This is a genomic window from Selenomonas sp. CM52, from assembly GCF_000292955.1.
Classification (GTDB): domain Bacteria; phylum Bacillota; class Negativicutes; order Selenomonadales; family Selenomonadaceae; genus Selenomonas.
Map to the genome: position 1 here is coordinate 1 of NZ_ALNM01000055.1, position 11,518 is coordinate 11,518.

Annotated in this window: 16 protein-coding genes; all 16 read left to right on the plus strand. The window is 55.2% G+C overall.

The genetic code is table 11. The features are described 5' to 3' along the window. Nucleotides 1–36: 36 nt before the first annotated feature. The 16 genes from HMPREF1153_RS11905 (at nt 37) to HMPREF1153_RS11980 (ending at nt 11,446) form a co-directional block, all read left to right on the plus strand. The gene (locus HMPREF1153_RS11905) at nt 37–312 is read left to right on the plus strand and encodes a head-tail connector protein (RefSeq protein WP_009647216.1); all 276 of its coding nucleotides are present in this window, start codon (nt 37–39) and stop codon (nt 310–312) included. Next, complete coding sequence (locus HMPREF1153_RS11910) at nt 312–653, plus strand: phage head closure protein (RefSeq protein WP_009647217.1); 342 nt, start codon at nt 312–314, stop codon at nt 651–653. The genes HMPREF1153_RS11905 and HMPREF1153_RS11910 overlap by 1 nt, the downstream gene beginning before the upstream one ends. Continuing rightward, entirely contained in the window at nt 643–1,032 is a 390-nt protein-coding gene (locus HMPREF1153_RS11915) for an HK97 gp10 family phage protein (RefSeq protein ID WP_037370737.1), read from the plus strand. Before HMPREF1153_RS11910 ends, HMPREF1153_RS11915 begins: the two co-directional genes overlap by 11 nt. Further along, nucleotides 1,029–1,394 (plus strand): tail completion protein gp17, encoded by a 366-nt coding sequence (locus HMPREF1153_RS11920; RefSeq protein ID WP_037370739.1) that lies wholly within the window; start codon nt 1,029–1,031, stop codon nt 1,392–1,394. The genes HMPREF1153_RS11915 and HMPREF1153_RS11920 overlap by 4 nt, the downstream gene beginning before the upstream one ends. Next, complete coding sequence (locus HMPREF1153_RS11925) at nt 1,394–1,990, plus strand: major tail protein (protein ID WP_009647215.1); 597 nt, start codon at nt 1,394–1,396, stop codon at nt 1,988–1,990. The genes HMPREF1153_RS11920 and HMPREF1153_RS11925 overlap by 1 nt, the downstream gene beginning before the upstream one ends. Before the next feature lie 16 nt (nt 1,991–2,006). Beyond that, nucleotides 2,007–2,318 carry a phage tail assembly chaperone G gene (gene gpG / locus HMPREF1153_RS11930; protein WP_009647219.1) on the plus strand — a complete coding sequence of 104 codons (312 nt, stop codon included), beginning with the start codon at nt 2,007–2,009 and terminating at the stop codon, nt 2,316–2,318. Between the two features lie 170 nt (nt 2,319–2,488). Then, nucleotides 2,489–5,122, plus strand: a complete 2,634-nt coding sequence (locus HMPREF1153_RS11935; RefSeq protein WP_009647220.1) for a hypothetical protein — start codon at nt 2,489–2,491, stop codon at nt 5,120–5,122. Beyond that, on the plus strand, nt 5,049–5,435 hold the full coding sequence (locus tag HMPREF1153_RS11940; RefSeq protein WP_198003358.1) for a phosphoribosylformylglycinamidine cyclo-ligase: 387 nt from the start codon (nt 5,049–5,051) through the stop codon (nt 5,433–5,435). Before HMPREF1153_RS11935 ends, HMPREF1153_RS11940 begins: the two co-directional genes overlap by 74 nt. A gap of 2 nt (nt 5,436–5,437) precedes the next feature. Then, the gene (locus HMPREF1153_RS11945) at nt 5,438–5,851 is read left to right on the plus strand and encodes a hypothetical protein (RefSeq protein WP_009647222.1); all 414 of its coding nucleotides are present in this window, start codon (nt 5,438–5,440) and stop codon (nt 5,849–5,851) included. A gap of 12 nt (nt 5,852–5,863) precedes the next feature. Beyond that, a complete protein-coding gene (locus tag HMPREF1153_RS11950; RefSeq protein ID WP_009647213.1) occupies nt 5,864–6,757 on the plus strand; it encodes a hypothetical protein in 894 nt (297 codons plus the stop codon). A gap of 3 nt (nt 6,758–6,760) precedes the next feature. Further along, the gene (locus tag HMPREF1153_RS11955; RefSeq protein ID WP_009647218.1) at nt 6,761–8,815 is read left to right on the plus strand and encodes a hypothetical protein; all 2,055 of its coding nucleotides are present in this window, start codon (nt 6,761–6,763) and stop codon (nt 8,813–8,815) included. Nucleotides 8,816–8,817: 2 nt separating this feature from the next. Beyond that, nucleotides 8,818–9,042: a hypothetical protein gene (locus HMPREF1153_RS11960; protein ID WP_009647212.1), complete on the plus strand. Its 225-nt coding sequence runs from the start codon at nt 8,818–8,820 to the stop codon at nt 9,040–9,042. Nucleotides 9,043–9,046: 4 nt separating this feature from the next. Then, the gene (locus HMPREF1153_RS11965; RefSeq protein WP_009647211.1) at nt 9,047–10,246 is read left to right on the plus strand and encodes a hypothetical protein; all 1,200 of its coding nucleotides are present in this window, start codon (nt 9,047–9,049) and stop codon (nt 10,244–10,246) included. After that, nucleotides 10,246–10,650, plus strand: coding sequence for a phage holin family protein (locus tag HMPREF1153_RS11970; RefSeq protein ID WP_009647122.1), 405 nt, complete (start codon nt 10,246–10,248; stop codon nt 10,648–10,650). The genes HMPREF1153_RS11965 and HMPREF1153_RS11970 overlap by 1 nt, the downstream gene beginning before the upstream one ends. Before the next feature lie 161 nt (nt 10,651–10,811). Then, on the plus strand, nt 10,812–11,261 hold the full coding sequence (locus tag HMPREF1153_RS11975; protein WP_009647210.1) for a transcriptional regulator: 450 nt from the start codon (nt 10,812–10,814) through the stop codon (nt 11,259–11,261). After that, nucleotides 11,258–11,446, plus strand: coding sequence for an SHOCT domain-containing protein (locus HMPREF1153_RS11980; protein WP_009647223.1), 189 nt, complete (start codon nt 11,258–11,260; stop codon nt 11,444–11,446). Before HMPREF1153_RS11975 ends, HMPREF1153_RS11980 begins: the two co-directional genes overlap by 4 nt. The last annotated feature ends 72 nt before the right edge of the window (nt 11,447–11,518 follow it).

Here is an 11,518-nt window from a genome sequence, read left to right on the forward strand (position 1 = left end):
AGCGGCTTTTTCTATGCTGAAAGGAGATGCGTCTATATGCTTGTATCGCTCGAAGAAATCAAGGGCTATCTGCGCATCGACTCGGATGCCGAAGACAACTTGCTCACCTCCTTTGCCGATACGGCGGAGCAGCTTTCGCTGGCGATTCTTCGTGCCAAGTCGTGGAAGGAAGTCAAGAGGCAGGAAGCGGCACGGACGGCGGTTCTCTATGCCGTCGCGTATCTCTATGAGCATCGCGAGGAGGCTGACCATAGAAAACTCGCTTTGACGCTTCGTGCTCTTTTGTTTGGCGAGCGAAAGGAGAGTTTCTAGTGTACGTCAACATTGGCGAACTGCGCCACCGCATCACGGTGCTGCGTCCGCGAGATGCGCCTGACGAGGCGGGCAATCTCGTCGAGCAGAGCCGCGAGAGGTATTGTACCTGTTGGGCGAAGGTCTTGCCGTTTGCAGCAAAAATCTCGGATGGGTATGCCGAGCAGGTCAAGGAAGTCGAGTATCGCGTCGTTATGCGCTATCGGGAAGACATCCGAGATACGGACTTCATCGAGTGGGGCAATAAAGTGCTTGAAATCAAAGCGCCGCCTTATGCTATGGACGGCAGGAAGCGTTGGCTCGTGATTGAGTGCAGGGAGTTGGTGGAAGATGAGCCGTGACTATATTTCTACACGCGAACTTTTAAATCGTATGGGCAAGGGCGCGATGGATGCGGCGAAAAGAGCCTTGGCAGAAGGCGCGGAAGCCGTCAAGACGGAGGCGAAAAGCCGCTGTCCTGTCTATCGGGGACGAGACAAGCGCGTCGTGCCGGGGGCGCTACGAGACTCCATCCACTGCGTCAAGCGCGGGGGCGGTACGTCGTGGCGCATCGTGGCGGATGCCAAAGCACAGGACGGTACGGCTTACGGCAAACTCGTCGAGTTCAGCCCGAAGATCAACCAGCCGTTTCTCTATCCCGCGCTCGATGCTGAGCGGGACGCCATCAAGAAGAACATCGTCGAAGCCGTCAAGGCGGCATTGCGGAGGGAAGGAAGATGAGCATAGCCAGCAAGGTCTATCAAGCATTGACGGCATATAAGCCGCTCACGAGACTGCTCCATCGCGACCGCAGAGGGTGCGGCATATATCACGGGCGAAGCCCTGATGCAGGAAGCTATCCCGTCCTCGTGTATTCCGTTATCTCCGACGTTCCCGCGCTGTCGGCGGACGGCATGGAGATGGAGCGGCGCGTGACCGTGCGACTGCACATTCTCACGAAGGACGGCGCGTATGAAAAAATTGAGGATGCCGTGAGGAAGGTCATGGACACTCTCGGCTTTCGCCGCTATCAGTCGATGGAACTGGCGGAAAAGCATGCCTTTGTAAAAATCATGGATTTCAGAACAGGAGTTGAAGCATAATGCCAAGTCCAACCGTAACAGCACCCGCTGCCAATCTCACGAGCGGGCAGTTCATCAATGTGGAAAAGCTTCATATCGCCAAGATGCTGACGGATGTGCCGAACGGTGCGGCGACGTATGAATCGCCCATCAGTCTAGGAAAAATCTTGCGCAAGGTGGACATCAAGCCCAAGACGAGCCAGGCAGAACTTTTCGCCGACGGCCAGTCCGTAGATACGGCGGCGAATACGGCATCATACGATCTGACCTTCGACACGTCGGCGCTCCCCTTGGAATACGTCGCCTATCTCTTCGGGCACAAGATCGACAAGGGCGTCATGACAGCGAACAAGGACGATGTGCCGCCGTATTTCGCCGTCATGTTTCAGTCGGATAAGCGCAATGGCAAGAAGAGGTTCACCAAATTTTTCAAAGTCCAATTTGTCGAGCCTTCGGAATCGGGCAATACGAAGGAAGAGAACATCAAGTACGATACGCCGACCATCTCGGCGAAGGCGATCTATCGCCTGTCGGATGGGCAGTCGTATGCGAAAGCCGACGAGGAGGCGACGGGCTTCATCGCCGAAACTGGAACGAAGTGGTACGAAAACGTTTGAGAGGAGATGAGGCGACGTGGAAACACCAACCATCACGCTCTATGGCAAAACGTATGCGCCGAATCCTCCCAAGATGAAGGTGTGGCGCAGGTTTCTCGCCTTCTTCGACGAGGACAAGAAGAATCTCAGCGTCGAGGAGTTCCTTGATGCGGAGATCGACCTCATCCTGCTCGCCTTTGACCGCGAAGAAGTCACGAGGGAAGCCATCGACGACAATATCGAGGTCGCGGACATCGTGCCGTTGACGCGGGAGCTTTTCCGTTGGATTCAATCGCTGACGTTTCAGAAACTCGTGAAACTCCCAAACGACGAGGCGGGGAAGGCATAACGCTTTCCCCGTATCAGAACATCCTGCGCTACTACGAGCGCCTGCAGTCCTCCTACGGCTGGACGATGCAGGAGGTCGACGCTCATGAGATCGCCTTCCTTCTCGACCAGCTTCTGGCAATAATGCAGACCGAAGAGGACGGCAAAAAATTCATTGATGATGTGATGTAAATGGCAAGAGGACAGAAAATCGACGAGCTGTATATCAGTCTAGGCTTGGACATCGCACGCCTGCAGCTTGACTTCGATACGGCGGGGCGCACGGTGTCCGAGACGATTTCAAGGCTCAACAGCAGGAGCAATCAGCTGAAACTCAAGATGGATGTCGACCTCGCCAAACTCGACGGCGCAGGCACGGAGCTTGACAAGATCAAGGTCAAGTATGAAGCCATCAACCGCCAGTTGGACATCCAGAGGAAGAAAGAAGAAATCCTCGCCAACGTGCTTAAGGATGTGCAGAAAGCGGACAAGGACGGCGCACGTACGCGCTATGCCGAAACGAATCTTTTGAAGCAGCAACGGCAGGTCGCACAGCTTGAAGCGGAGCTTAGAAAGCTCAATGCCGAGATGAAGACGACGGGCAGCCGCGCAAAGGCGATGGGGCAAAAACTTTCGGCGGGCTTTTCAGCTGCCAAAGGAGGCGTTCACAGCCTGTCGGAAGGCGTGTCCATTTTGAACGCCAAGACAGCGGCTCTTATGGCAGTATTCACGTCGGGTGCGGGATTGTTCAACATCACGCACGACGCGATGCAGGCGGGCGAGAGCATTTACCGCCTGACGAAACGTCTGCATACGACGACGGCGGAAGCCGCACAGATGAGCCGTGTGTTCAGCTTGGCAGGGACGAACATCGACTCGCTCGTACCGCTCTTTGCAAGGCTCGACCGACAGATCGAAGCGGCAGGTGCGAAGGGAAATGCTACGACGGAAGCCTTATCAAGATTTGGCATCGCCTTGACGGATGAAAAAGGCAATCTCCTCGGACTCAATGAGCAGTTGGAACGTCTCGCCAAAGGCTATCGAAGCGCCGCCGATGCCGGAATGGAAGAAGCCTTTACCGCCGAAGTCCTCGGAGCAAGGGGCGCGGCGCTTATCCCTGTCTTGGAACAGTACGACGACCTTATGGAAGTCGCCTCGCACGTCAAGACGACGGGATTGCTCAATCCCGACGAAGCGCATCAAGCATATCTCAAATGGCGCGAGATGGAGATGGAAGCGGGACAGCTCAAGCTCGCCCTCGGCTCCGCGCTCCTTCCTGTTGCAGAAGATTTGATGCCCAACGTCATAGATCGCTTTCAAGACCTCATCGGCTGCATCCAGGACAACAAGGAATCCATCGAGGAGCTTGCCGATGTGGTCGACGCTTTTGCACGCGCTTCCGTCGATGTCTTGGATGGCGTGGCGGATGCCATGGAGAGCATCGGCGTCAATGCGAAATCCGTCAAGGAAACGTTGCACGACATCGGCACGTTCGCCAAGCATGGCGGCATCAAGACCACAGTGGATGCGATGCTCGTCGGCGCGGGCACGGGCGCTGTGGCGGGAACGCTGGTAGAGCCGGGCGGCGGCACGCTCGTCGGCGGCATCGGCGGTGCGATCGTTGGAGGCATCGGAGCATATGAGGCCGCCACAAGCAGTCAGAAGTTCAAGGACTGGCAGGCAGCAGACGACGCACTTAAAGCGGAGAAGAAGGCGGCGAAGGAAGCGGAAAAGGCGCTCCAAGATGAGAGCCGCGCCCAGAAAGAAGGGGCGAAAGCGGCGAGGGAGAATGCCGCCGCCGTCCGCGCAGCAGCCAAGGCGAATGAGGACTTGAAAGAAAGCCTGTTCACGTTGTCGCACAGCGATCTTGAAAATGCGCTGCACGAAGCCGCACGTCAAGCGGAGAAGCTGCAGCAGTCGGGCGCGGATGCCGCGCTTGCCGAGGAATATCGGCTGCAGAAACAGGCGCGGATTTACGAGGACTTCCAACGGAATGTCGTAGATAAAGTAAACGCCATCCACCGCACGGAGATGGAGAACCATCTCGCGCAGATCGACGAGGAAGAACGTGCTTATCGCCGTCAAGGCTTGGACAAGGTCAGCGCCGCCAACTGGGCGGAGGCAAGCAAGGCGCGGATTGTGGAGCAGTGGGAGACGGAAGTTGCCTCCAAGATTGACGCCATCTGGAAGACCTCGATGGAAAACCGTCTGGCAGACATTGAGCGCGAGAAAAAAGCGTGGATGCAGAAGGGCTTGGACGAGGTGAAAGCTGCGAAGTGGGCGGAGAAGGAGAAGCTCGACGCCCGAAGGAACGCCGCCTTGGAAGCTCTCAAGAGCCAGAAGAAAGAGTTGGAAGCATTCCGCAAGGGCGGCACGAGTGGGTTGTTGGACTACTTGCGCGAATCGAACGGACTGACGAAGGACGACTTGAATTTCCGTCCCGAAGAACTGGAACGGTTTCAACGAGCAAGGCAGACAGCGTTGGAAGATATTCTGCCGAACTTTGCTCCGCGCAGGGAAAGAGAGCCGGGAGAAATCAAGATCACGCTCGGGAACGAAGTGATGGAGCGTCTGGCAGGCACGTTCGAAAACGGCATGACGCAGAAGGTTATGGAGAGGCTCAATGTTTCTCCGACGGTAAACTTCTCAGAGAGAGAATCTCGTGCCGCATCAACTGCAAACATCGAAGTGCAGGTGAACATAGAAAACGCCGTGACGCAGGACAACGAGGGGATGCGGCTCTTGGCTGACCATGTGGCCGACCGCATTCGTCCCGCTGTGGAGCGTGCTTTGGGAGGGGATTCCAATTCATATTCAAATTGGTGATGTGCGGACGCTCGAAGCGGAGAATTGGCAGGTCCTGCCCGACGACCGTCAGCGCATGGTGGAAATCGTCGGCGGTGCGGTCGTGCAGGATTTCGGCCACGTCGCTCAAGGCGACCGCATCTCCTGCACGGCTACTGTACTGGCAAGTGACTGGGAGAAAATCAAGAGATACTGGGACGAGCGCGAGAAAGTGGACGTTACGGACGAGGCGGGAAACACCTGGCACAACATGCGCGTGACGGTCAAAGCATACGCTTATGTGCCGCACTTTTCTAAGGCGTATAAGCTCACATTGGAATTTTGGAGGATATGACCATGGCGAACAAGCTGCACATCTATATGAACAATCCTACGAGCCGCATGAAGGATGGCACGGAAGCAAGTACAGATACGGAAACCTCGCCCATCGCAGTCCTGCTGGATGCGGCAAAAGAAGAGGAGAAGGCCGTAAAATGTGCTGTGCGCTGCGATTCCGGTTACAAGGTTGAAGGCGCGGTCACGATCAAGTTCGTTGGCACGAACGCCGCCAAGTGGAAAGCCGCTCAAGACAACAACTACACGGCAAATACTGTCTTGGCTTCTGCTGACTGGAAAGACACAATCTCCCTGCAAAGCGTCGGCGAGGGCAACGTCATCTTCTGGGTCAAGGCGATGAGCACCTCGGATGAAAGCCCGAAGAACGACACCACGGTTGACGTGCAGGCAGAAGGGCTGATCGTAGAAGCCTGAGGAGGCGATGGCATGGCGTTTAAATATATCAATCCGGGATATGCCGACTTGATTGACTTGGGAAGCGACAAAACGGTGCGGGATGCAAAGTACAGCAAGACGGGCGTATCCTTCTGGATGCCGAAGATACGCGGCATTGCCGTTCCCTATACGCTGACCGAGCTGTACGGCAAGTTCGACGTGTATCTCAAAAGCGGGAAGAGCCTGGATTCGACGGCATGGTTTCAATTCGGCGAGAAGAACAAGGTCGAAATTAGTGGTTACCGTGACCATTGGAGTGTCTATGGGGCGAACAGTAACACCTCTTATTTTGATACCAGAAAAATGAAGCTCGACGACGTCAATACTATATGGTTTCATATGAAGCAGGGGCTCAATTACGACGCGATGCTCCATGTCATAGTCAACGGACATGAGATTGGCAAACGGACGAATCTTTACATGGATTTTCGAGAGGCGAAGGAAATCAGCATTTATGCGGATACGGATGATGCGTTGCTTTCCAATATCATTTTGTCTGACGAGGATATCAACATGAAAGAGCAGGCTGTCCTTTTGTCCGTTCAGTCGACGGTCACGGATATGACCGATGGCGGCGACGGAAGCTATCGGGCGACTGCTGTGGGACAGCAAATTTTGCAGATGATGGATACGGCGGCGCTTGCCGCAACGTATGGTGCGGATTCCCAAGTGACCGGGGTCACGCTGTTCGGCGCTCCCGCCTATCGCACGGGAACGGGCATCTGCACCCTCACGGCATTGGAAGAGTCGAGCGGAGCAGTGACGGAACACGGCAGACATGAATTGACGGACAAGACGACGGCGCTCGTCTGGGATGGGCACGGCGCATCTTTCAGCATGGCGGAGATGGAAGTGAGAAAGTTCGGCTGGAAAGCGGGGGAATAGCGCATGGACATCTTGCTGAAAACGCAGGTTTGTATCGCATGGATTCCCATCGGCGAGGAAGTTCTGCGGCCGAAGATGTGCATCGCATGGATTCCCAAAGGGGAAGAAGTCCTGCAGCCGAAAATATGCGCGTCGATTCTTCCTGCGCCCAAGCACAGAGAAGCAGTGAGTGTAGATACCAAGCGCCAAGTTGCTGAAACAGCCAAAATAAGAGCAGACAGCCAAAGACAGGTTTGCAGCACCAACCGCATTGCTGCAGATACAAGGCGCACGCTCACGTCTTCCGCCATCGATTGGACGAGCGCCAAACTCCTGCGGCGCGTTGCACAAAGGAATACGGCTTCTACCGCCACGCGAAGATGCGTCGGCGGCATTTATGTTCGCATCCACTGCGACACCTATCGCACGCTCTCGCCGAACTATTGCATCCCGCGCGGAGCAACGGAGCGTGAAGTCGTCAAGCGCGAGACGGTTCGTGGCGATACGAGACGTACGCCGGGCATCAAGAATCGCGCGGCGGCGAAAACGCAGCGCAGAATCGGCAGGGGCAATGTCGCCAAAGCCGCCTTGCGCCGTACTGTCGTGGCGCGGGTGCGCGTTCGGTTCGACACCTTGCTTCGCATCCCTCATGTGTTCGAATATGTCACGTCATCGCATGGAAGAAGAAACAAGCGTGCCGTATCACAGATCGCCGACAACTTCCGCGCCAACGGCATCCGCTCCTTTGCTGTCACGCTCGGCGAGATGACGCTTTCCGACAGTTTTCAGATGGAGACGGTGCAGCCGCTTGCCATCGGCGATGCCGTGCGCGGTCAGCTACTCGACTATCGCTTTTCATTCCTCGTGGAAGAAACACTCCAGCGGGACTTGCTCCAAACGGTGAAAGGCACGTACAGCAAGGACGCGACGCTCTACTCCGCCATTCGCATCTTCGTGAAAGAAGCGCAAGCCTCTTATTATGCGCAGTCCATCGCCGCCGCGCTCGGCTTGCAGCTCCACTGGGCGTGCGATGATTTCACACCGTCGCAGAACTTCGAGGACAGCGGCATGACATACCAAGACTTCATCTCCGCGCTTTTCGGCTGGACGGCAAAACTGCCGCAGAGGCAGATCAATGTGTTTATCCGCGAAGATACGCTGCATATCGTTCAGCGCGGCAGAGAAGCATCTGTCCTCGACATCACGAATTGGCCGCACAGTCGCCCAACCGTGGAGCGCCGCCTTGTGCGCTCCTTGTGGCACAGCGGTCACGCTTCCGAGATGGCGGGGAGTGCTTACAATGAAGAAGATACCGAGCCGATTCCCTTTACGGGAACAATCTCGTGGGAAGAAATGAGCCGCACCTACCACAACGGCTTCTTGACAAGCGAAACGAACGAGAAGGGCATGACGCGCTACACCTACCATGGCGAATATCTGACGAGCAAGCAGACGCACAACAAGGACGGCTCCACAAGCCGCACGGAATACACCTATGCCGAAACCGAGCGCGATGTGTATCTCGTCAAGGAATGGGAGCGAACGACAGAGCCAATCAACGATGGAAAGAAGCACACGGAATACGACTGGACGGACTGGAACAACGAGCGCGGCACGGAGCGCATCACCTACCACGCGCCCCTAGGCTATGGCTGGTATGCGACGACCGTCTATGTCGACGGCAATCTTGAAGGCAGCACGCTCTCGCAAGGAAAACCGGGCGGCAAGGCGAGCCGCTTCACAGTCGAGCAGTCCAATCTCAGTCTTGGCTCAAGCTATTCGCGTGACGAAGAGGACGCGCCTTTCACCTCGCTGATCGACACGGAATTTCCCGTGAAAGGCGAAGCGTACCTCAAAGAGCTGACGCAGGCAATTCTCTGGCTCAACCGCAAGACGCAAGAAATCGTCACGCTGGAAGTCTATGCGAACATTCAAGACGGTGTGCCGGATGTCGGGCATATTGTTGATTTTACGGAGCGCATAAAATTTGAGGGGAACGAATACTTCCTCGTGTCAAACACCGTCGAGCTTACGCCGCGCTCCCTCAAGCAAACCATAAAGATGACGAGGTGGTACTGACTATGAACGGCATACAGGGATTGATGGATGTTTTGCGGAAGGGAATCAAAGACACGAATGAACGGCAGGAAGGCAAGGCTCAAAGGGGCGTGATTCAAGGCGGCAGAGTCCGCATCGGATCGCGCTCCTATCCGTTTAGGGCTGTTGTAGACTGTAGCACGGAAGAAGGTTCGCTCGTTTGGGTGCAAATCTCCAAGGGCGGCACGGCAATCATTCTGGGAGCGTGAGAATATGCACAGGACAAGGGTGAATGCCGTGGCGGGCAAGAAGGCACTCGCCGAAGGAAAATGGCTCACCGTCATCGGCAATCGAAGAGTCCACAGCGGCGATTGGGTCTGGACGGACGGCCGCTGCATCTATGGACACGAATCTGCAGGGGGCAGTGCGCCTGTGCTCGTCAAGCGCGGGGAAAGCGGCGTTCCCGTCTATGTTGGTGCAAGGCACTGCATCTATCAAAGAGGAGAACTGCGAAATCTGCATGTTGACTATGAATACAGAGGGCTTCTTTATCTGGGGGCGCACGCCGCACATCTTCTGCCGCATCCGTATCCGCAGAGAAAGCAGCAGCTTCTTGATGCAGACATGGACACAGCCGGGAATATTTTTACGCTTACGGGTGTTTATTGGATACTGGTTGAAGACTGGATATGGACAGGGTCTCTGGGATCTGTCCATGTAAGGAAGAACGGACAGGAGATTGCCTCGTATGATCTCAGACCGTATTACGGAACGTTGAAAAATGCCATTTCTACAAGCATCGTCACTGGCGGCGGACATATAGACTGCGAAGGGAACTGGGGCTTTTACTTGGAGATTGACGCTTCTACCGATAGAGGATATGGAAAAGCCAAACCCGGCGCGGAATTAACCAACACGGTGTATTATGTGGATTCCGAGGGTGCGCATCAGTTGTTCCATGACTATGCACGCCTGAACGAGAAGGGATATATACGGAAAAGTGAAAAACACACGGGTGCGAGAGGAAAGAAGTTCCCAATCCACGATGGCTACTACTATATGTGGAACCAATACGCGCCGACGAGCGCTAACTTCTTGTCCCGCCCCGAACGCATCATACTGACCATTTTCACACCGACAGGAGATAAAATCCTCACCGGGTGCTTCCGTCTTGGCACGCGCTTTACGATTCTCCGCATCGGAGATGGGCAGTATCTGCTTGGTGTGCATTCCGTAACCACGCAGACGCTTTCCATGTTCACCACAGGAGAGGATCAAGTTCCGGAGGTATATCCTCCCGAGTGGGGATGGGACGTCGTTCATCCTTTCGAGAACGGACTGTACCTATGCAAAGACGGTCTGCTGCAAAAGTTGGCGGAGGGTGATTGCGACACGTTCCGCTTCCGTCGTGTGCGCGACGTAAAGACATGGGAAAAGACGTTAAAAAATGCAATTCAAGGAGGCAAAACGTAATGGAAAACCTTATGAACCTTCGCTGGTGGTCGGCGTGCATCGGCGTGCTTGTCGGCGAGTTTCTCGGCGACTTCGACCATCTGCTCTACGCACTGGTCGTATTCATCGCTGTAGATTACATCACAGGCGTCCTCTGCGCCGTGTTGGACAAGAACCTGTCGAGCGAGATCGGCTTTCAGGGCATCGTGCGGAAAGTTGCCATCTTCCTGCTCGTCGGCGTGGCAAACGTGCTCGACGTCCACATCATCGGCAGCGGCTGCGTCCTGCGTTCGGCGGTGATCTTCTTCTACTTGTCGAACGAGGGCATCTCGATTGTAGGACATGCAGCGAGAATGGGACTTCCCGTACCGAAGAAGCTGCAGGAAGCCATGAAGGAGATACGGGAAAAGCAAATGCTCGGATAAAGGAACGAAGCCCGGCGGGGAAACCTGCCGGGCTTATTTTTTTTGAGCAAAACCCATGAAGTTTCACCTTTGCCGTGGCTCTCTTATAGAGGTGATTTTATGAAAACATCCGCTGAAAATCGCGGTTTCTGTCCTTTCAATTGTAGAGAGGGGAGAACACCATGACAGAAGAGCAAAAGGAGCAAATCAAAGACCTTCGCGGGAAGGGCGTGGGCTACAAGAAAATCGCGCAGTGCATTGGCCTATCCGAGAACACCGTGAAGTCTTTTTGCCGCAGAACGGCGATGCAAAAGGAGGAAGTGGCTGCGCCCATAAAGTCTGATTCGGTTTGTGAATGCTGCGGCAAGCCGATGGCACAGATTCCCGGCAGGAAGAAACGGCGGTTCTGCTCCGACGCCTGCCGCCAGAAGTGGTGGAACAACCATCTGCATCTCGTGCAGCGAAAAGCCGTCTATCCATTGGTGTGCCGTCATTGCGGCAGAATCTTCGAGGTTTACGGCAACAGCCGCAGAAAATACTGCTCTCATGCGTGCTACATCGCCGAGCGGTTTGGCGGCTGCAAGAGCGCCCGCACGAAGCTATCTGTGGCTGTTCGAGGTGATTGCCCATGACGAAGGAACAGTTTCAGCGCGAGAAAATGTACCAAGCCACGATGGGCATGGTGCGTCGGATGCGTTCTGCGGGGCTGATCTCCCAAGCCGAGTATGGACAAATGGAGCAAATCTTCCTCGAAAAATATAAGCCGCTGATCGGCTCAATATATGCGGAAATACCGTTGACTCCTTGCCCGAGTTGAGGGATATATGGTGAGGGGTGATACAATTGAAGATTACACGCATAGAACCGACCGTGGCGACACTTACGCCCA